This is a genomic window from Paraburkholderia lebeckiae (assembly GCF_050436225.1).
GTDB classification, from domain to species: Bacteria; Pseudomonadota; Gammaproteobacteria; order Burkholderiales; family Burkholderiaceae; genus Paraburkholderia; species Paraburkholderia tuberum.
Genome location: NZ_JBNDLU010000001.1, coordinates 3,139,646 through 3,161,285 on the forward strand (window position 1 = coordinate 3,139,646; position 21,640 = coordinate 3,161,285).

The following is a 21,640-nucleotide window of genomic DNA, read 5'->3' on the forward strand; positions in this document are numbered from 1 at the left end:
ATCGAAGCCCGAACATGCCCGTCTTCGAATACGCTTCGCAGCGATTCAAAGAGGGCAGGTACTCGTCGATTACTCGAGTGCGTTATTCGGGCGCGGCAGCCGGCCCAAAGAACTCATAACGGCTCTGCGATTCCGGCACGTCGATCGCCTTCAGGCCTTTCTTGATCGCCTTCATGAACGCGACGGGCCCGAGGAAATACACGTCGACATCGTGCGTTTCCGGCAACCACTTCTTCAGATTCGCTTCGTCGACGTAGCGCGTGCGCTTCGGCATCGCCATCACGGCGCTCCTCGTAGCAATAGAAGCGCTTCAGTTGAGGATGGCGTGCGGCCAATGCATCGATTGTGCCGCGGAATGCATGCACGCCACCATGACGGGCCGCGTGAATGAAATGCACCGTACGATTGGTCTTCAGCGCGGCTTGCAGTATCGCCATCGTCGGCGTAATGCCAACGCCGCTGCTGATCAGCACCAACGGCTTGTCGCCAGGCTGCAGCGTAAATTCGCCGGACGGCGCGGGCGCTCACCGAGTTCGAACGCAATCTCGTTTTCGAAGCGCTGATCCGCAACAGGCAGAACTGGGCCGCGGTCGCGCGCGAGCTGGGGCTGGACCGGGCGAATCTAAGTTGGCTGGCTAAACGGCTCGGGCTCAAATAAGCAAACAGGCGCAGGGGTGCCGTCGCGGCCCGGCACTAAGGTCAAGCCACATCGAATCGCCGATCGGGTTTAACGTCTTAACGAAAAACAAAGGCCCGCTTCGGAAAATCGAACTTCGCGGAACGCAGCGCGTCGGTCATAGTGGGCCCTAACGAGGACCAACACACTGAATCTGGAGACTCCGTCATGTCCGCTGCCCCAGAGAAACTCGACGATTGGCTCAACAAGCAGGCGGTGGCCGAAGACGACATCACCGCGTTTCCATTGAAGGCGCTTGCCGCCACGCTCGATCGCGAGGAAAGCGGTAACACCGTGCCGCCGTTGTGGCACTGGCTGTACTTTCTGCCGGTCACGCCGCTATCCGAAGTCGGTCCCGACGGACATCCGAAGCGTGGCGGTTTTCTGCCGCCCGTGCCACTGCCGCGCCGCATGTGGGCTGGCGGCCGGCTCACGTTTCATGCGCCGCTGAAGATCGGCGAGCATGCGCGGCGCACGTCGACGATCGCCAATATCGAGGACAAGACCGGCCGCTCGGGCCGCCTCGTGTTCGTCACCGTGCAACATACGATCGAAGTCGATGGCGAGTTGAAGCTCGAAGAGGAGCACGACATCGTCTATCGCGACGCGCCGCAGGAGGGCGCGCGGCCGCAACAGCCGGCGCCCGCGCCCGAAGACGAAACATGGCGCCGCACGATCGACGCCGATGCCGTGATGCTGTTCCGCTACTCGGCGCTGACTTTCAACGGCCATCGCATTCACTACGACCATCCTTATGTCACGCAGGTCGAAGGCTATCCGGGCCTCGTCGTGCATGGCCCGCTGATCGCGACGCTGTTGGTCGATCTCGTGCGCCGAGAACTGCCGCAAGCGACGCTGCAAAGCTTCGCGTTTCGCGCGCTTCGCCCCACGTTCGCGGACCTGCCGTTCACGGTATGCGGCAAGCCCGCCGCCGACGGCAAGACCATCGACCTGTGGGCGAAAGACCACGAAGGTTATCTGACCATGCGCGCGACCGCCGCGCTCGCCTGAATTCCGCGAGACTCGACTATGCAAACCACGCAACACGATTCGTTCGAGGACATTCGCGAAGCCGTGCGCGATCTGTGTCAGCAGTTTTCCGGCGAGTACTTTCGCAAGATCGACGAGGCGCGCGGCTATCCGGAAGAGTTCGTAGACGCGCTGACGAAGGCCGGTTGGCTCGCCGCGCTGATTCCGCAGGACTTCGGCGGCTCGGGGCTCGGGCTCACGGAAGCGTCGGTGATCATGGAGGAGATCAATCGCGCGGGCGGCAACTCGGGCGCGTGCCACGGGCAGATGTACAACATGGGCACGCTGCTGCGGCACGGTTCGGAAGAACAGAAGCGCAAGTATCTGCCGAAGATCGCGAACGGCGACCTGCGTTTGCAATCGATGGGCGTGACCGAGCCGACCGCCGGCACCGATACGACGAAGATCAAGACGACCGCAGAGCGGCGCGGTGACCGTTACGTGATCAACGGTCAGAAGGTGTGGATCTCGCGCGTGCAACACTCGGACCTGATGATTCTGCTCGCACGCACCACTTCGCTCGCGGACGTGAAGAGGAAATCAGAGGGCATGTCGATCTTCATCGTCGATCTGCGCGAGGCGATCGGTCATGGCCTGACCGTGCAGCCGATTCTGAACATGGTCAATCACGAGACCAACGAGCTCTTTTTCGACAACCTCGAAATTCCGGCCGAGAATCTGATCGGCGAGGAAGGGCAAGGCTTCAAATACATTCTCGATGGCCTGAACGCGGAGCGCACGCTGATCGCCGCGGAATGCATCGGCGACGGTTACTGGTTTGTCGATAAAGTCACCGAATACGCGAAGGAACGCGTCGTGTTCGGCCGGCCGATCGGACAGAACCAGGGCGTGCAGTTTCCGATCGCGCGCTCGTTCATCAACGTCGAGGCAGCGAGCCTGATGCGCTTCGAAGCGGCACGTCGTTTCGACGCACATCAACCGTGCGGTGCGCAGGCGAATATGGCGAAGCTGCTCGCGGCGGATGCGTCGTGGGAAGCGGCCAATGCGTGCCTGCAATTTCACGGCGGCTTCGGCTTCGCGTGCGAGTACGACGTCGAGCGCAAGTTTCGTGAAACGCGTCTGTATCAAGTCGCGCCGATATCGACCAATCTGATTCTCTCGTACGTGGCCGAGCATATCCTCGGGCTGCCGCGTTCGTTCTGACCCGCTGACGGACATCATGAGACCACTCGACGGTATCAAGGTCATCACGCTCGAACACGCGATTGCCGCGCCGTTCTGCACGCGTCAACTGGCCGATCTCGGGGCGCGCGTGATCAAGATCGAACGGCCCGGTGTCGGCGATTTCGCGCGCGGCTATGACGAACGCGTGCATGGGCTGTCGTCGCACTTCGTGTGGACCAATCGCTCGAAGGAGAGTCTTTCGCTCGACCTGAAGCAGCCCGCGGCGGCCGAGATTCTCGATGCGTTGGTTGCCGATGCCGACGTGCTCGTGCAGAACCTCGCGCCAGGCGCGGCCGAACGGCTTGGCCTCGGCTACGACACATTGAGCCACAAGTATCCGAAGTTGATCGTCTGCGATATTTCCGGCTACGGCGCGGACGGTCCGTATCGCGACAAGAAGGCGTACGACCTGCTGATTCAAAGCGAGTCCGGCTTCCTGTCGATCACGGGTTCGCCCGGCGCGCCAGCGAAAGCGGGCTGTTCGATCGCCGATATCGCGGCGGGCATGTACGCGTATTCGAACATCCTGAGCGCGCTGTTGCAGCGTGGACGCACAGGACGCGGTTGCCGCATCGATGTATCGATGCTCGAGAGCATGGTCGAGTGGATGGGTTATCCGCTCTACTACGCGATCGACGGTCAGTCGCAGCCCGCGCTTGCGGGCGCCGCGCATGCAACGATCTATCCTTATGGCCCGTTTCCCGCTGGCGACGGCAAGACGGTCATGCTTGGCCTGCAGAACGAACGCGAATGGAAGCTGTTCTGCGAGCGCGTGCTCGAACAGCCTGAACTGGCAACCGACGAACGCTTCGCATCGAACTCGAAACGCACTGCGGCGCGCGACGCCTTGCGCGAGGTGATCGTCGCGGCGTTCGCGAAGCAGAGCGCGGCGCACGTGATCGATCGACTCGATGAAGCAGGCATCGCGAACGCGCAGATGAATACGCTCGCCGACGTGTGGGCGCATCCGCAACTGAAGGCGCGCGAGCGCTGGCAGGAAGTCGGCACGGCAACGGGCGCGATACCGGCATTGCGGCCGCCCGGTCTGCCTTCCGACCTCGAGCCGCGAATGGACCCTGTGCCCACGCTTGGTCAACATACGGAAGCAATTCTGCGTGAGCTTGGCTACGACAATGGGCGTATCGACGCGCTGCGTGCGGCGGGCACGATCTGATTCGGTAACGACCTCATGAACGACCATCCCAGTCTCACGCTTGCCACTTTCGCCGCGCAACTCGACTTCGACCGCATCCCGCACGAAGTCGCCGAGCGTACCGTCAACCTGTACGTCGATTGGCTTGGCTCGGCGCTGGCCGGCAAAGGCGCGCGCCCGGTCGAGACGATCGCACGGTTCGCACGCGCGGCAGCGGGGGCGACGAACGGGGGCCTCTGCGAGGTGCTGATCGACCGCGGTCGCACCACGCCGTATTTCGCCGCGATGATCAACGGCGCAGCATCGCATTTCGCCGAACAGGACGATGTGCACAATGGCTCGGTGTTTCATCCGGCGACCGTGGTGTTTCCGGTTGCGCTCGCGTTGGCACAGGCAAAGCGAGCGTCGGGGCGCGACTTCATCGCGGCGGCGGTGGCGGGATACGAGGTCGGCATTCGCATCGGCGAATTTCTCGGGCGCTCGCACTACAAGGTGTTTCACACCACGGGCACGGTCGGCACGGTCGCGGCCGCGGCAACGGCGGGACGCTTGCTGGGTTTGTTGCCATCCCAAATGCTCGATGCGTTCGGCTCGGCGGGCACGCAGGCGAGCGGCCTATGGGAATTTCTGCGCGACGCCGCCGACTCGAAGCAACTGCACACCGCGATGGCCGCCGCGAACGGCCTGATGGCCGCGCAACTCGCCGCCGACGGCTTCAAGGGCGCGACGCACATTCTCGAAGGCGCCCAGGGCATGGCCGCGGGCATGTCGAGCGACGCCGATCCGGCGCGCCTCGTCGATCGGCTTGGCAGCCGCTGGGCGACCGCGGAGACGTCGTTCAAGTATCACGCGGCGTGCCGCCATACGCATCCGGCCGCCGATGCGCTGCTCGCCGTCATGCAGACGCATCGTTTCGCGCCGCGCGACATCGCGAAGGTCGTCGCGCACGTGCATCAAGGCGCGATCGATGTCCTCGGTCCCGTGGTCGCGCCGCGCAGCGTACATCAGGCGAAGTTCAACATGGGCACAGTGCTCGGGCTGGTCGCGCATCACGGCTATGCCGGCGTGACCGAATTCGAGCGGGGTTTCGACGCGAGCGAGATCGCCGCGTTTCGCGACAAGGTCACAATGGCGCTCGACGCTGAAGTCGACGCCGCGTATCCCGCACGCTGGATCGGCAAGGTCACGGTGACGACGACCGACGGCCGCGTGTTCGATGGGCGTGTCGATGAGCCGAAGGGCGATCCAGGCAATACCTTGTCGCGCGACGAGATTGCGACGAAGCTGCATCGGCTGGCGGCGTTTTCGGGTGCGGCTAGCGAAGAGGAGGCGGCGCAACTGCTTCGCCGCGCATGGCATATTGCCGACGAGAAGCAGATTGGCTCGGTATTCGATGCAACTTCGCGCACGATGGTGGCGGCATGAGCGCGTTGCCCCGGTCGTATCTGTTCGTGCCTGGGAATCGGCCTGAGCGGTTTGACAAGGCCTATGCGGCCGGCGCGGATGCCGTGATTCTCGATCTGGAAGACGCGGTGCAGCCGGATCAGAAGGTGCCGGCGCGTGCGGCCGTTGTGGCCGCGGTGTCGGCTAACGCATCGCGGACCGCCTGGGTGCGTATCAATGGCTCGGATACGCCATGGTTTCCAGATGACGTTGCGGCGCTCGTTGGGCAGACCGGCGTCGCCGGAATCGTGCTGCCGAAGGCTGAGACGCGCGAACAGATCGGCGCGGTGCTGGCGAACGCGCATCCGGCGTTGAGCGTGCTGCCGATTGTCGAGACTGCGCGCGGGTTCGCGAATCTTGCGGAGTTATGCGGCGCGCCGCGCGTGCTACGGATCGTGTTCGGTACGCTGGATTTTCAGATCGATCTCGGCATCGATGGGGATGGCGAGGAGTTGCATCTGTTTCGCTCGCAGATCGTGCTTGCGTCGAGGCTGGCTGGCATTGATGCGCCGGTGGATGGCGTGTCGACGACCATTACCGATGCCGATGCGGTGCGAGCTGATGCGCGGCGCGGCCGGCGGTTCGGTTTCGGCGGCAAGCTTTGCATTCATCCGAAGCAGATCGAGTCGGTGCATCGCGCGTATGCATGGAGTGACGCCGAGGTGGAGTGGGCGCAACGGGTGCTTGCGGCTGTCGAGGCGAGCCATGGCGCCACGGTTGCCGTGGATGGGAGGATGGTCGATATGCCGGTGATTCTGCGGGCGCGGAGTGTTGTGGGCGATTCCTAATGCTTCTGACAATGCCGTTTTCCGTCGCGCCTTCATAGCAGGATTCCTATATATCGAGGGAGCGGGCGTGCTCAGGGCATCCGGTTGAGCGGAAAGTTTCGGTGTCGCAACGTCGTCGGTAAAGAAGATCTGTTCCTCTCAGCACGTCAAAAAAATACCCTCCCGATGAGTACTATTCAAAATCCAGTTCTGCGCGGCTTCAACCCGGATCCTTGCGTATGCCGTGGCAAGAATGCCTGGTATATCGCGGTTTCAACGTTTGAATGGTATCCGGGCGTTCTCATTTACGAATCAAAAGATTTCGTCAACTGGGAACTCAAGGCCACGCCTCTCGACAGGCTATCGCAATTGAACCTGATCGGAGAGCAGCCGTCTGGAGGCATATGGGCGCCAGCCCTCTCCTATCACGACGGTCTTTATTGGCTCGTCTATACCGACACCAAGGCATGGAAAGGCGAGCAGAAGATCTCCCCGCTTCGTGACATGCACAACTACCTCGTAACCGCCCCGGACATCACCGGACCCTGGTCGGAGCCCGTGCATCTCGTGTCCGGTGGATACGATCCATCCCTGTTCCACGACGAATCTGGCAAAAAGTGGCTCGCCTATATCCGGCGCGATTTCAGAGGTATCTACGAAGACCTGTTCGTCGGAATCGTTCTGCGGGAATACTCGGTGCAGGAGGAAAAGCTGATCGGCGAAGAGCACGTCGTTTATAAAGGCGCCAACCTGAAGACCGATTACTTCATGAAATGTCAGATCTACGAGGCTCCGCATTTGCTGAAGAAGGGAGACTGGTATTACCTGATCACAGCGGAGGGGGGCACAGGCTATACACATGCAACGTGTGTATCCAGGTCCCGCGACATTTTCGGTCCATACGAACTTCATCCTGATACGCCGATGCTCACGTCGCGCGACGCGAATGGACGGATTCAGCGGACCGGCCACGGCAACCTGGTCGAGGGTCCCAACGGCCAGTGGTACATGACGTACCTCGGATCGAGACCGATCGATGCGCACACGAAGCGCTCGCCGCTAGGCCGTGAAACCTGTGTCGCACCTATCGAATGGCATGCCGACTGGCCCCGCCTCGCCAGTGGCGGAGTGGTTCCCGCCGAATCTTTTGCGATCGGCTCGGATATCGAGCAAAGGCTCGACAGCAGTTGGACGATCGATTTCGGACAACGTGCCGCGCTGCCCCTGGAACTGCAGAGTCTGCGCATCCCCATCGGCGACGACTGGTGCAATCTTCACGGACGTCCGGGCTATCTGCGGATTAGGGGGCAAGAGTCGCCGACTTCGCGGTTCCATCAAAGCTTGTTGGCCTGTCGCATCCGCGACTGGCAGTTCGAAGTCGAAACCGCGCTGGAATTTTCACCCAAGTCATATCTGCACATGGCTGGGCTCATGGCGCGTTACGACGAGAACACCTTCTACTATCTGTTCGTCACGCGCGACGACGACGGCACAAAAATCCTGTCCTACATGGAAATGGATGCCGGCAGCTTCGCCTACAGCAATCGACTGGCGACGCTGTCCGAGGCCACCGGGATCGACCTGCGGATTCGCGTCGTGGACGCGAAACTGCGCTTCTTCTATCGCTTGACGCACGGTGACTGGAAGGATCTTGAACTGGAAAAGGATTTCACGAAACTCAGCGATGAATATGCAACCCCCATCGGCTTCACGGGGGCATTCGCAGGTATCACCGTCAACGACATGCTTGGCTTTCGCGAGCCTGCCGATTTCAAGTCGTTCTCGTACCGCCAATTGAAAGGCTAAGGAAACACTGATTTATCAGGCTCGGCCGTCATCGCTGAGGTGTCCGAGTGCGTTGTAGAAGGAAGCTCACGGAACGGACCCATAGTGATGAAGCGGCAGATCAGCTTTGCAGAAGCGGAAAGTGCGGGCAAGAAGCGGGTGACCAGGCGTCAGCGCTTCCTGACAGAGATGGAGAGGGTCGTCCCATGGCCGCGGTTGCTGTCGGCGATCGAGCCGTACTACCCGAAGGGTGAGCGTGGCCGTCCGCCGATTGGTCTGGAGCGGATGCTTCGAATCTACTTTCTGCAGCAGTGGTACGGCCTGTCGGACGAAGGTCTGGAAGACGCGATGTACGACAGCATCGCGATGCGAGCCTTCGCCGGCATCGATCTGGCGGTCGAGGACGTTCCGGACGCGACCACGCTGTTGAAGTTCCGGCGCCTGCTGGTCGAATATGACCTGACGCGGAAGCTGTTCGACGAGATCGGCATTTCGCTGTGCGAACGCGGATTGATGATGAAGGAAGGCACGCTGGTCGACGCGACGATCATCGAAGCGCCGTCGTCGACCAAGAACGCCGGGAAGAGTCGCGATCCGGAAATGCATCAAACGAAGAAAGGTAACGAGTGGCACTTCGGCATGAAGGCGCACATCGGCGTCGATGCCGATTCGGGACTGGTTCACAGCGTGGTCGGCACGTCCGCCAACGTGTCGGATGTCTCGCAAGCCTATGCGCTGCTGCACGGGCATGAAGAGGAAGCGTTCGGCGACGCGGGCTACATCGGCGTAGACAAACGCGACGAAATGAAGGGCAAGTCGGTGAAGTGGCGCGTGGCGGCCAAGCGCGGAAAGATCAAGGCGATGCAGGACGGTCCGCTGAAGGACCTGGTGGTTGCGGTCGAGCGAACCAAGGCGCAGATTCGCGCACGGGTCGAGCATCCGTTTCATATCGTCAAGAACCTGTTCCGTCATCGCAAGGTGCGCTACAAGGGACTGGCCAAGAACACGGCGCAACTGTTCAGTCTGTTCGCCCTGGCGAACCTGGTGATCGCGCGAAACCGGTTGCGGTCGGTTCATGGGAGCAGTCCGTCATGCGTGTGAAAAATGCGAGAAATGAGGCGCATCCTCAGGTCAAAACTCACCAGAATTGCCAACGCTTCATTTCGGCATCCGGAAATTCCGAACCAGCGCCGCCGACAACCTCGCGGGATGGCCTATTAATCAGCGATTCCCTAAAGCTCGGATTTCGTGTCATCGCTGTCATTTAATAATAAGGAAGATCTCATGCGCTTTCGTTGGAGACATCGCTACCTCGTACTGCTTATTTTGTTCGCAATCTATCTGCTGTGTTACATGGACAGAATGATCATGGCAGCGGCTATTCCATTCATTGCGTCCGAGTTTCATCTGTCCGCGATGGAAATGGGTGGAATCCTGAGCGCGTTCTTCTTTAGCTACGCGCTATGTCAGATCCCGGCTGGCCTGCTTGCAGACAGATTCGGTCCGCGGCTGATGACGACGATCGGCATCACCTGGTGGACGATTTTCACCGCGCTTACCGGACTGTGCAATTCGCTCGGCCTGATGCTGGTGGTGCGGGTCGCGTTCGGCATCGGCGAAGCGCTCTTTCCTCCCGCCGCGTTCAAGACACTGTCGGCGTGGTTCCCAAAGCGCGAACTGGGACGGGCAACCGGGCTGATGATGACCACTAATGCGCTGGGACCCGCACTGGCGCCGCTGTTCGTAGCGGCCGTGATGGCCGCGTGGGGATGGCGCGCGATATTCACGAGTCTGTTCATACCCGGTGTCGCGATGGCCGTATTCGGCTGGATTTATATCAGAAACAGCCCGAAAGACAGCAAGCACGTTTCGAAGATCGAATTGGAGGAAATCGGTACCAGCGAAAGATCTTTGTCTGCCTCTGCCGGCAAAGCGGATTTTGCTGGTTTGGTGAAAACGCCGCTGGTCTGGTGGTGCTTCGTCACCTTGTTCGTTTTCAGCATCGCCTCGTGGGGCATCATGAGCTGGTTCCCGACGTATCTGCTGAAAGCGCGCGGCCTTTCGACGGCCAGAATGGGCATTATGGCGTCGGTGCCATTTCTCGTCGGCACGATTGCCTATTGCATCACTGGCTTTCTTTCCGACAAGTTCTTCCGCAATCGTCGCGAATTGCTTGTCGTCCTCGGCTGCGTCGTGGCCGCCATCTTTGCCTATCTGACGGCCCATGCGGAGACCTCGGAAACGGCGGTGTTCTATCAGACGATCGGCTACTTCTTCTCAACCATGGCCGGCTGTTCGCTGTACACCATCCCGAACGTCGCGCTGCCGAACAAGGTCGTCGGGTCGGCAATCGGCTTTGTCAATGCGGCGGGTCAGCTGGCAGGATTTCTTTCCCCGTTGATCGTCGGTTACATCCTGACCAGGACGAATGACGACTTCAATGTCGTATTCCACCTCTTCGTCGGCTGCTTCTTGTTGGCTTCGGTTTCCGCCTGGTTCATCAATACGAGGACCGACCTCAGCGACTCTGTCACGCGGAGCGCCGGCGCAGAAGTGCCCGTGCAGAACCGGACAGCGGGATAAATGGCGCGACCGGGCTTGAGCCGGCGATAATTCCGGCTCAGTCACCGGCTTTGGGCAACGACTCGATCAGTTCATGGATGCGCATCCTGAACTCGAAATCGAGTTCATCGCGCCGCAAGCTGCTCGACACGGCCGTGGTGACGGTCGCCGCGCCGTCGTACATCGCGCGACGGGGGCGGCCGGCAAAGCCGGAAGATCTCGAAGGCCCGAGCCACCGATGCCTGGAATCCGTAATTCGGAGACAGGAAAGAGGAGCGGTTGATCAATCTCTTTCCCGACTGGCCTGACGAGCGCTATCTCCTCTACGCGTGCTATCGGTCACGGCATCACTGGCCAGCGAAGACGCGTGCCTTTCTGGACTTCGTTGTCGAGTTGGCGAACGCTCACTAGCGAGCGGCTGTTACCCAAACGGCTTACATTAATCGACCTCGACGCGCTGCCGCCTTTCGGGTATGCAAATCGCTTTTTTGCCATTCCCTTAATCAAACCGGAACACTCACCTCCAAAAAGCCCAATTCCCACCCCGCGTCACCTGTCGCACTCTTGAAGCCAACGGCCCTGCACGATCCGACAACGGCCGTTCAGCGCTCTGCCCCGAGCCGCCGCATAGAACGAAGGCGGTCTCGCAGAACTGTTCCGCGCTCGCGCCTCTCGCCCGCGCGCAGCCTAAAAAGACAGGAGACACAATTTGCCAGCCCCCATCAACTCCGGCGCCCGCCTCGACCGCCTGCCGATCACCCGCTTCCACTGGAACATCCTCGGCCTGATCGGCGCGGGTGCTTTCCTCGACGCCTTCGACATCTATCTCGCCAACGGCGTGCTCGCGGCGATGGTCAAAACCGGCTTCACCGATCTCCGCCTCGGCTCGTTCTTCATCTCCGCGACCTTCATGGGCATGATGATCGGCGCGGGGCTGGCAGGCTATCTCGGCGACCGCTTCGGTCGACGCTATTCGTATCAGGCCAATCTCGCGATCTTCGGCATCGCATCGCTCGCCGCCTGCTTCGCGCCGAACATCTACTGGCTGATCCTGCTGCGCTTCGTCATGGGCATTGGCCTTGGCGCCGAACTCGTGGTCGCGGCCGGCACGCTGTGTGAGTTCGTGCCACCCGCCACACGCGGCCGCTGGACCGCGCTGCTCGCGCTGATCATCAACTCCGGTCTGCTCGGCGCGACCGCAGTCGGCTATTGGGTAATTCCACATCTCGGCTGGCGCTACATGTTCGCGATCGCGGGGATTGGCGCGATGGTCGTGTGGTTCCTGCGGCATCGGATGCCAGAGTCGCCGCGCTGGCTCGAAACGGTCGGCCGGCTCGAAGAGGCGGAGGCCACCGTCTCGGCAATCGAGCGACAGGTCGAGGCGCGCGTCGGCAAGCTGCCGCCGGTTTCGCGCGTGGTCAGTCACGAGGTGCCGGCCGCGCCGTTCTCGGCGCTGTTCGCGCGCGGCATGATCGGCCGCACGCTGGTCGCCGCGCTGACCTGCATGGCGATCAACATGTCGCTGTACGGTTTCGTCGCGTGGCTGCCGACGTTCTTCGTCAAGGAAGGCCTGACCATCGTGCAGTCGCTCGGCTTCGTGCTGCTGATGTCGTTCGGTGCGCCCGCCGGCGCTGTCGTCGGTTATCTCGTGACGGACCGCCTGGGGCGACGCAACGGCATCGTGCTGTTCTCGCTTGCAACGATCGTGCTCGGCTTCGTCTACGTGCAGATGCGCGCGCCAGTGCCGATCGCGGTCGTCGGTTTCGCGCTCGTCACGACGATCTATACGGTCTGCACGCTCGGCCTGTTCGGCTATATCCCCGAGCTGTTTCCGACCGCGCATCGCTTGCGCGGCACCGGCGTGGCCGGCACGTGCGGCCGCGCGGCGTCGATGTCGACACCCTACGTCGCGCTGCTGCTCTACACGGAGTTCGGCGTGACGGGTGTGCTGACGATGGTCGGTGGCGTGCTGTTGTTGCTGAGTATCGCGATTCTCGCGCTGCGCATCGAAACGAGTCAGCAGACGCTCGAAGAGATTTCGCCCGATGCCGAGCTGATACCGCAAGCGGAGATGATGCGAGAGTCGGCTTAAGCCGTGCGCGCATCAAGGTGATCTGTCGATTCGGATCTTTCCCCGGCTAAATTTTCACCGCACCCGGTTAAGATGAAAGTTTGCTTTGCGCATGCTTCGCTAGCAGCTTTCATCATGCACTTCGATTTCGTAGATTTACGCCTGCTCCTGCATATCGCCGACACGCGCAACCTCGCGCGTGCGGCGGAGCGTTCGCACCTATCGGCGCCGGCCGCCAGCAACCGGGTCAAGAATCTCGAGGAGCAGCTCGGCATCAAGCTGCTCTATCGAACCAGCCAGGGCGTGACGCCGACACCCGCGGGCGAAGCCTTCGTGCATCACGCGCGGCTCGTGCTCGAACGCGTCGAGCATCTGGCCGGCGACATGCAGGAGTATGGCGAGGGCATCAAGGGCCACGTGCGCATCTGGGCCAACACGACCGCGATCAGCGAGTTTCTGCCGGCCGTGCTGAGCCGTTTCCTGCGCGATCACCCGGACGTGAACATCGATCTGCGCGAAGTGCTGAGCGGCGAGATCGTCAAGGGCGTCGCCGACAGCGCGACCGATATCGGCATCGTCGCGGGCAATGTGCATGCCGAGCATCTGCAGATGCTGCCATATCGCGACGATCGGCTCGTGCTGGTTACGTCGTGCGAGCATCCGTTCGCGAGACAAGCGTCGGTCGATTTCTCGCAGGTGCTGAACGCGAACTTCGTGAGCCTGCCGACGTCGAGCGCGATTCACGCGTTCATCACGAGTGCCGCCGATGCGCTCGGCGCGCGTCTCAAACTTCGCATCCAGGTCGGCAACTTCGAGGCCGCGTGCCGGATGATCGAGGCGGGTGTCGGAATCGGCATCGTGCCGGAGTCGGTCGCGCTGCGGCACAGAAAGACGATGCAGATCGCGATCGTCGGCCTGAACGATCCGTGGGCCGAGCGCAAGCTGAAGATCTGCGTGCGCAGTCTGAAGGACTTGCCGCCGTTCGCGCGTGTGCTGGTCGACCGGTTGATGGCGGTGCTGCAGGAGAACGGCGCGCCAGATGCTTGACGCGCGGGCGTGACACCCGCCCGAAGTCTGACGAAGTTTCCTTCTGGAAACAGCGCCGCCTTTTGTCAACCGGTATTTCACTCTCCAAGCATCTTCTTGCGGGCACCAAAACCCGCGTGTATAGTTTCCGAACTTACTCTTGTTTCGTATCGGAAATTAAAGGGGTTCACATGGACGCGTCCACTATCCTCGCCCGTCTCGGCATTGCCCAAGCCGCGCAAGCCGGCGATATCGCCGTTCATTCACCGATCACCGGCGAGCTCATCGGCCGTGTGGCCAGCCAGACGACGGTCGAGGTCGATGCGGCGCTCGCCCGGGCCAAAGACGCGTTTGCCGTGTGGCGTAACGTGCCGGCACCGCGCCGCGGCGAGCTGGTGCGGCTGCTCGGCAATCGGCTGCGCGAACAGAAGCAGGCGCTCGGCAGCCTCGTCTCGCTGGAGACGGGCAAGATCCTGCAGGAAGGCATGGGCGAAGTGCAGGAAATGATCGACATCTGCGATTTCGCGGTCGGTCTGTCGCGTCAGCTGTACGGTTTGACGATCGCGTCCGAGCGCCCGGGTCATCGGATGGCGGAGTCGTGGCACCCGCTCGGCACCTGCGTCGTGATCTCGGCGTTCAATTTCCCGGTAGCGGTCTGGTCATGGAATGCGGCGCTCGCGCTGGTGTGCGGCAACGCGGTGATCTGGAAGCCGTCGGAAAAGACGCCGCTCTCGGCGCTGGCCGTGAACAGGATTCTCGAAGACGCGCTGAAGGAATTCGGCGACGCGCCAGCCGGCCTGGCCGCGTTGATCAACGGCGGGCGCGACGTGGGTGAAAAGCTCGTGGCCGATCCGCGCGCGTCGATCGTCAGCGCGACGGGCAGCACGGAAATGGGTCGCAAGGTTGGCGTCGAAGTGGCGAAGCGCTTCGGCCGCTCGCTGCTCGAACTCGGTGGCAACAACGCCGGCATCGTCACGCAGACGGCCGACCATGAACTCGCGATGCGCGGCATCCTGTTCTCGGCGGTCGGCACGGCCGGTCAGCGCTGCACGTCGTTGCGGCGTCTGTTCGTGCACGACAGCGTGTACGAGAAGACCGTCGAGCGTCTGAAGCAGTTGTATAGCCGCGTGCCGATCGGCAATCCGCTCGAAAAGGGCACGCTGATGGGGCCGCTGATCGACCGTCAATCGTTCGACCGCATGCAGGAAGCGCTGCAGCAGGCGAAGGCCGGGGGCGGCAAGGTGTTCGGCGGCGAGCGAGTCGAAGTGAAGGGTTATGAGGGCGGCTACTACGTGCGTCCGGCCATCGTCGAGATGCCGTCGCAAACGTTGGTCGTGCTGAAGGAAACGTTCGCGCCAATTCTGTACGTGCTGCGCTATGCCGATTTCGCCGATGCGGTCGAGGCGAACAATGCAGCGCATCACGGCTTGTCGTCGTGCGTGTTCACAAGCGACCTGCGCGAAGCGGAACGCTTCGTGTCCGCGTCGGGCAGCGACTGCGGCATCGCGAACGTCAACATCGGACCGAGCGGCGCGGAGATCGGCGGTGCGTTTGGCGGCGAGAAGGAAACGGGCGGCGGCCGCGAGTCGGGTTCGGATGCGTGGAAGGCTTATATGCGTCGCGCGACCAATACCGTGAACTACTCGTCGGCGTTGCCGCTTGCGCAGGGTATCGACTTCAATCTCGACTGAGCGCGCAAGTGTGACGTCGTGAACGATGGCGGCGCATCGGGTTGATGCCGGTGCGCCGCCGTCGCCGTCCGGCGCGCCCCAGCCGCGCGTTCCAGATAGCAATCCGTTTGCGCCGCCCGGCGTTCCGGAGCGGCCACGTTACTCGTGGAGTAAGACGTGAGTTCGAAAGTCGTGATCGTCGGCGGTGGGGTGATCGGCAGTTCGATTGCGTATTTTTTGCGGCTGTCCGATCCGACAGTCGGCGTCACGGTAATCGAGCGCGATCCGACCTATGCGCGTTCGTCGTCGGCCTTGTCGGCGGCGTCGATCCGGCAGCAGTTTTCTACGCCGCTTTCCATTCAGATGTCGCTGTTCGGCATCGAGTTTCTTCGCTCGATCGGCGAGCGGCTCGAAGTCGACGGCACCCGGCCCTCGATCGATCTGCACGAAGGCGGCTACCTGTTTCTCGCGACACCTGCCGGTGAAGCGACGCTGCGCGAGAATCACGCGCTGCAAAAAAGCCTCGGCGCAGATATCAGCCTGCTCGACACGCATGGCTTGCAAACGCGCTTCCCTTGGCTCAATACCGACGACCTCGTTGCCGGCGCTTATGGCGAAAGCGGCGAGGGCTGGTTCGACGGCTACGGTTTAGTACAGGCGCTGCGCAAAAAAGCGCAGGCGCTCGGCGCGCGCTATGTCGCGGCAGACGTTACCGAGCTGCATCGCGAGGGCAATCGCGTCACGCAGGTACAAACCGCGGACGGTGAGACCTATGCTTGCGACGTCGTCGTCAACGCGGCCGGCGCATGGTCGCGCAAGGTCGCACAGATGGTCGGCATCGATCTGCCCGTCTATGCGCGGCGGCGCAGTATCTTCAACGTCACGTCGCCGGCAAAGCTTGAACGCTGTCCGCTGCTGATCGATCCGAGCGGCGTGTACTTCCGGCCTGAAGGCAATTCGTATATCTGCGGCACGTCGCCGTCGGCCGATAACGATCCCGACGATCTACCGCTCGATGAAGTCGATCACGTGCTATTCGACGACGTGATCTGGCCGACGCTCGCCAATCGCGTGCCGCAATTCGAGGCGCTGCGCGTGCAGAACTGCTGGTCTGGCTATTACGAATACAACGTGCTCGATCAGAACGCGATCATTGGCCATCACCCGGATATCGATAACTGCATTTTCGCGAATGGGTTCAGCGGCCACGGTTTGCAACAAGGGCCGGCAACCGGACGCGGCATCAGCGAATTGATTCTGCATGGCCGCTATGCGACGCTCGATCTGAGTTCACTAAGCTTTGCGCGCGTGCTCGAAAACCGGCCGATCATCGAAAAGAACGTGGTGTAGCGCGTTATATGGCCCGATGCGCGGGTCGCGAAGCAGACCGTCGATCTATGCAGCGCGCCTTGGACCCAGGCGATTGCCGCCGAGTACCTCGCGAGCGGCGCGCTGGAGCGGCATCTGCCGCGCATTGTCGATGCCTATTCCGTCAAATGCCGCGCGCTATGCGATGCGCTCGACACGCATTTCTCGCGGCACATCGCATTTCATCGTCCGGCCGGCGGCATGTTCGTGTGGGCGCGTCGGAACGCGGCACGCGATGCGTCCGACTATCTGCGTGTGTGCATCGAACAGAACGTGATGTTCGTGCCGGGTGTCGCGTCTTACCAGGGCGCGGCCGATAGGGCTGCGCTGCGTCTGTCGTTTGCCGCGCCGGGTGTGGCGGAGATTGAAACCGGCGTGCACCGAATGAACCGCGCGCTCGAACAGTACTTCGACGAGCAATAAAATCCTTATTGCATCTACACAATCAGTGGAATGCGGCAGATTACCCGGCGAGCATCTAATGTGCAGCCGGGTTTTTCTATCCAAACGCCAAAAACTGTGGCGATTTAACAGAATTCACCGCATTCCTTATTAATCGCGAATCGCGTTGAGTTCGAATACGCAATCGTTTTCGTCCGCGCGTGCCGTTCTATGAGACCGACCGTGGCAAGCCGCAGATGAGGCCGCCCGGGATTGCCACGTCGAACAGCGCGTACGCGCGAGTGGACCCCTCAAATGATTGCCCCCAATGAAATCGTTATTGCACGCCTTAATTTCAAGATTATGCAATTTGAATAAATTCCGGCGTTTGCCAAATCTTGTAATGCAAATCGTCGATTTATATGCGGAAATGCCATTTATAAAGATAAGAAACCGTGTAATTATCGTGTTTGCCGGCCGGCCTCCGTTTTGCGTGATTCCCGCAATGTCTGAAAGACAGGTTTTACCCGGGTTCGCGCCACACGAGTCGGCCTTCGCACGGGAAAGCACCGTCGCCCGTCGCGTTCGCCCACGCATGCCGCATACGAGTGCCGCACGAGAATGCGTGAGTGGGCCACAAAAACGTTAAATGAGGAAAAGAGGGCAACGCAATGAATTCACTCGACGAGAAGCGGCCGCTGCTGATCTACGACGGCACGCTCGGCGACCTCTACGGCATCTTTTTCAGAAACCTTCTGCTGCAAATCGTGACGCTCGGCATTTACCGCTTCTGGGCGACCACGAACAACCGCCGCTATGTCTGGTCGCGCATGCGGTTTCAGGACGAGCGCTTCGAGTACACGGGCACCGGGGGCGAGCTATTCAAGGGCTTTCTGTTCGCGATCGTGGTCGTGTTCAGCGCGGTTTTCGCGGCTGGCGCGCTGAGCGTGGTCTTGCGCATGCTGACGAAAAGCGCGGCACTCGGTTCGCTGCCTGTCATCGCGTTGTATCTGCTGATCGTCGTGCTCGCGGCGGGCGCGTTTTTCGGCGCGCAGCGCTATCGGCTGAGCCGGACGCAGTGGTGCGGTATTCGCGGCGGCATGACCGGCTCGGCGCTCGGCTTCGGCGTGCGTGCGTTGCTGTACGCGCTGTTGTGCGTTGTCACGCTTGGCCAGATGACGCCGTGGACATCGATGCGTCTAACGGAGTGCCGCATCAACGCGAGCAGCTTCGGTAGCCTGGCGTTTCGCTTCAAGGGGCGCGCGTGGGTTGTCTATGGTCTGTTCCTCGTTACGTTCGTCGGCGTGGTCGTGTTGTTCGCGGTGCTGTTCATGGTGTTTCTGAAGGGCGCTCTCGCATCGATGCATGTCGGCCAAGTGCCGGGGGCGAGTACGGCGCCATCGCGGGCCGCGCTCGGATCGCTGTTTTTGTTTTATGCGCTGTTCTCCATCGGCACGATGCTGATCCGCGGCTTCTATGTCGCCGCGCTGACGCGCCACGTGATGGGCAATACGTCGCTCGGCTCGCAATTGCATTTCGGCAGTAACGTCAGCGTGGCGCGTCTGCTCAGCTTGCAGTGCGGCAACCTTGCGATCATCGTGTTCACGCTCGGCTTTGGCGCGCCAATCGTGCTGCATCGGCTGATGCGCTTTGCCGTCGACACGCTGCAGGTTTCCGGCTACATCGATCCGCATATGCTGGGGCAAAGCACCGTGGCGGCGCCGCTGACCGGCGAGGGCATGCTGAATCTGCTCGATCATGGCGGCGCCTTCTGAGATTGGACTCGCGTTGAGAGCGCGGCAATGGGCGGGGGGCGCACGATGTGCGGCAAGTAATGGGACACGTGACTCATCGAAGGCGCGAGCGCGAAACGCAGTACGCTCAATGAGTTAGCGCAGTCATGCGCAGGTTGTCCACAAGCTTGTTCCCAAAATCTGTGGACAACAGGGGGCAGCGAAGCGGAGAACTCGCGCCTGAAGAATTGTGGAAAGGTACAGCACAAAAGCAAACAGCGGGACTGACCGTAGACCGGTTCATCCCGCTGCTTGTGTATGACGATGTGGCGGCTTGCCGTGCAGCGCGCACGACAAGCGTGGCAAACGCTTATCGGTCGAGGAACGACTTCAGACGGTCCGCGCGGCTCGGATGCATGAGCTTACGCATCGCCTTGCTCTCGATCTGACGGATCCGCTCGCGGGTCACGTCGAACTGCTTGCCCACTTCTTCAAGCGTGTGATCCGACTTCGTGTTGATGCCGTAGCGCATGCGCAGCACCTTCGCTTCGCGCGGGGACAGCGAGTCGAGCGCGTCGTCGATTGCGGCACGCAGGTCGGCCTGCATCGCGGCATCCGCAGGCGACGATACGCCAGCGTCTTCGATCATGTCGCCCAGCGTCGCATCGCCGTCGTCGCCGACCGGCGTTTCGAGCGATACGGGTTGCTTCGCAATCTTCAGAATGCCGCGCACCTTCTCTTCCGAGAGTTCCATGCGTTCCGCGAGCACCGCAGGATGCGCTTCCTGGCCGGTCTGCTGCAGGATCTCGCGCGAAATGCGGTTCAGCTTGTTGATCGTTTCGATCATGTGCACCGGCACGCGGATCGTACGCGCCTGATCGGCGAGCGAACGAGTGACGGCCTGACGGACCCACCACGTCGCGTACGTCGAAAACTTCCAGCCACGACGGTATTCGAACTTGTCCACGGCCTTCATCAGACCGATGTTGCCTTCCTGGATCAGGTCGAGGAACAGCATGCCGCGGTTCACGTACTTCTTCGCGATCGAGATCACGAGACGCAGGTTCGCCTCGATCATCTCGCTCTTGGCCTTGCGCATCTTCGATTCGGCCGCAACCATCTGGCGGTTGATTTCTTTCAGATGCTTGAGCGGCAGCGACACCGTCGCTTCGATGTCGATCAGCTTCTGCTGTTCGGACTGGATGGCCGGCAGATGACGCTCGAGCGCCGCACCATAGGTCGACCCGCCGGTGCGCGCGGCACGCTCGGTCCAGCCGAGGTCGGCCTCGCTACCCGCGAACGTTTCGATGAACTTCTCGCGCGGCATGCCGGCTTTCGAGACGACGATCTGCAAAATGTTGCGCTCGATCGCGCGCACTTGCGCGACCTGGTGCTGCACGTCGCCGCACAGACGGTCGATCGTGCGTGCGGTGAAGCGGATCTTCGCGAGGTGCTGCTGAATGTCTTCGCGTGCGCGCAGATAGGCCTTCGACGTGACGTCGCCGCGCGTGTGCGACGCGTTCATCTGATCGTACAGAATGCCGACTTGGGCGAAGATTTCGAGGCAGTCGCTCGTGAGCTGCTTCAGGCGAGCTTCGTCCGCCGCCGACGAATCGGCCGGACCGACGTCGTCGTCTTCTTCGTCTTCGCTGTCTTCGTCCGCGTCGCTGTCTTCATGAGCATCCGTATCAGCGCTCGCGGCTTCTTCCGCGGCGGCCGTCTCTTCATTCAGGCCGTCGACGAGTTCGTCGATGCGCAGCTCGCCGTCGGCAACCTGCTGCGCGCTCGCGAGGATCGCGGAGATCGCGAGCGGGCACGCGGCGATCGCCTGCACCATTTCGTGCAGGCCATCTTCGATGCGCTTCGCAATCGCGATTTCGCCTGCGCGGGTGAGCAACTCGGTCGCGCCCATTTCGCGCATGTACATACGCACGGGGTCGGTGGTGCGGCCGAACTCGGAGTCGACGGTCGACAGCGCGACTTCGGTTTCCTCGTCCGCCTGGTCGTCCGACACCACGGCGGGGGAATTCGAGTTGAGCAGCAGCGTTTCCGCGTCCGGGGCCTGCTCGTAGACCTGCACGCCCATGTCGCTGAACGCGCTGACGATGCTGTCGATCGCGGCAGTTGCGGTGAAGTTGTCGGGCAGGTGGTCGTTGATCTGCGCGTGGGTCAGGTAGCCTTGCTCTTTACCCAGCTGGATCAGTGCGCGCATCAGGCGCTGGCGTTCTTCGGCTTGTTGCGGCAGCAGCTCGGCTGCCACGGGGATCGCTTTGCCGGCGCCCTTGCCTTTGGCCGAACGGCCGGACGGAACTTTGGCAGTGAAGGCGGTGGTGTCGTGTTGCGAATCTTCGCGATCAAAAGGGTTCACGTAATTTCCTCTAGAGGCTTCGCTATGAGACGCAAGACGCTACCGTCAGGCGTTTCGAGCAGGGCTCAGCATCACCTGATGTGACTCAACGCGGTTGTTGGGCTGTGCTCTGGGGAGCAAAAAAGATGAGCCCGCTCGAAGCGGGCCGATGGACATGCGAAATTTTGCGCGGCTCGCATTATATACGAGCTTGGGGGTTCGCGCTCATGCGTGCACATCAAATCATCGCCGCTGTTGTCGCAGGCATGCGTGAGGCTACGCAGGTGCATAGTCCGAGGCCATGCGCGCGACCTAACCTAGATGGGGGCGAGTTGCTCCTTGCGCAAGGGGGCTCCATGTCGTATTCGTGATATGGAGTCGTATCCTCGCATGCTGTCCCCAAAAGAAATTCGCAGAAGGGGCTTGACGCGTTGTCGAGCGCTC

At 61.5% G+C, this 21,640-nt stretch carries 14 protein-coding genes and 3 pseudogenes; 15 read left to right on the top strand and 2 right to left on the bottom strand.

Features of this window, described 5'->3' with window-relative positions; all coding sequences use genetic code 11:
• Positions 1–82 precede the first annotated feature (82 nt).
• Positions 83–518: pseudogene (locus OKW45_RS14665) on the bottom strand (NO-inducible flavohemoprotein); the annotation flags it as partial.
• A gap of 326 nt (positions 519–844) precedes the next feature.
• Here OKW45_RS14665 and OKW45_RS14670 point away from each other — a divergent pair.
• From OKW45_RS14670 to OKW45_RS14740, 15 genes and pseudogenes are all read left to right on the top strand, one after another.
• Positions 845–1,687, top strand: a complete 843-nt coding sequence (locus OKW45_RS14670) for an HTD2 family dehydratase (RefSeq protein WP_429469147.1) — start codon at positions 845–847, stop codon at positions 1,685–1,687.
• Between the two features lie 18 nt (positions 1,688–1,705).
• Complete coding sequence (locus OKW45_RS14675) at positions 1,706–2,869, top strand: acyl-CoA dehydrogenase family protein (protein WP_018420735.1); 1,164 nt, start codon at positions 1,706–1,708, stop codon at positions 2,867–2,869.
• A gap of 16 nt (positions 2,870–2,885) precedes the next feature.
• Positions 2,886–4,064 carry a CaiB/BaiF CoA transferase family protein gene (locus tag OKW45_RS14680; protein WP_429469150.1) on the top strand — a complete coding sequence of 393 codons (1,179 nt, stop codon included), beginning with the start codon at positions 2,886–2,888 and terminating at the stop codon, positions 4,062–4,064.
• Positions 4,065–4,079: 15 nt separating this feature from the next.
• Positions 4,080–5,468 carry an MmgE/PrpD family protein gene (locus tag OKW45_RS14685; protein ID WP_429469153.1) on the top strand — a complete coding sequence of 463 codons (1,389 nt, stop codon included), beginning with the start codon at positions 4,080–4,082 and terminating at the stop codon, positions 5,466–5,468.
• Positions 5,465–6,274 carry an HpcH/HpaI aldolase/citrate lyase family protein gene (locus OKW45_RS14690; RefSeq protein ID WP_018420738.1) on the top strand — a complete coding sequence of 270 codons (810 nt, stop codon included), beginning with the start codon at positions 5,465–5,467 and terminating at the stop codon, positions 6,272–6,274. The genes OKW45_RS14685 and OKW45_RS14690 overlap by 4 nt, the downstream gene beginning before the upstream one ends.
• 165 nt (positions 6,275–6,439) lie before the next feature.
• Positions 6,440–8,059: a glycoside hydrolase family 43 protein gene (locus tag OKW45_RS14695; RefSeq protein ID WP_429469156.1), complete on the top strand. Its 1,620-nt coding sequence runs from the start codon at positions 6,440–6,442 to the stop codon at positions 8,057–8,059.
• Positions 8,060–8,146: 87 nt separating this feature from the next.
• Entirely contained in the window at positions 8,147–9,139 is a 993-nt protein-coding gene (locus tag OKW45_RS14700) for an IS5 family transposase (protein WP_018422560.1), read from the top strand.
• Positions 9,140–9,322: 183 nt separating this feature from the next.
• Positions 9,323–10,621 carry an MFS transporter gene (locus OKW45_RS14705; RefSeq protein ID WP_429469158.1) on the top strand — a complete coding sequence of 433 codons (1,299 nt, stop codon included), beginning with the start codon at positions 9,323–9,325 and terminating at the stop codon, positions 10,619–10,621.
• Between the two features lie 43 nt (positions 10,622–10,664).
• Positions 10,665–11,011 (top strand): annotated as a pseudogene (locus tag OKW45_RS14710) (type 2 periplasmic-binding domain-containing protein); the annotation flags it as partial.
• Between the two features lie 298 nt (positions 11,012–11,309).
• Entirely contained in the window at positions 11,310–12,692 is a 1,383-nt protein-coding gene (locus OKW45_RS14715; RefSeq protein ID WP_018420743.1) for an MFS transporter, read from the top strand.
• A gap of 114 nt (positions 12,693–12,806) precedes the next feature.
• Positions 12,807–13,718, top strand: a complete 912-nt coding sequence (locus tag OKW45_RS14720) for a LysR family transcriptional regulator (RefSeq protein WP_184012409.1) — start codon at positions 12,807–12,809, stop codon at positions 13,716–13,718.
• A gap of 170 nt (positions 13,719–13,888) precedes the next feature.
• Positions 13,889–15,388, top strand: coding sequence for an L-piperidine-6-carboxylate dehydrogenase (gene amaB / locus OKW45_RS14725; RefSeq protein WP_429469161.1), 1,500 nt, complete (start codon positions 13,889–13,891; stop codon positions 15,386–15,388).
• Positions 15,389–15,544: 156 nt separating this feature from the next.
• Positions 15,545–16,717, top strand: a complete 1,173-nt coding sequence (locus OKW45_RS14730; protein ID WP_018420746.1) for an NAD(P)/FAD-dependent oxidoreductase — start codon at positions 15,545–15,547, stop codon at positions 16,715–16,717.
• A 24-nt stretch (positions 16,718–16,741) separates the two neighbouring features.
• Positions 16,742–17,158: pseudogene (locus tag OKW45_RS14735) on the top strand (PLP-dependent aminotransferase family protein); the annotation flags it as partial.
• A 629-nt stretch (positions 17,159–17,787) separates the two neighbouring features.
• Entirely contained in the window at positions 17,788–18,891 is a 1,104-nt protein-coding gene (locus OKW45_RS14740) for a YjgN family protein (RefSeq protein ID WP_429469164.1), read from the top strand.
• A 328-nt stretch (positions 18,892–19,219) separates the two neighbouring features.
• Here OKW45_RS14740 and rpoD read toward each other — a convergent pair whose 3' ends face one another.
• A complete protein-coding gene (gene rpoD, locus OKW45_RS14745; RefSeq protein ID WP_018420749.1) occupies positions 19,220–21,217 on the bottom strand; it encodes an RNA polymerase sigma factor RpoD in 1,998 nt (665 codons plus the stop codon).
• Between the last annotated feature and the right edge of the window lie 423 nt (positions 21,218–21,640).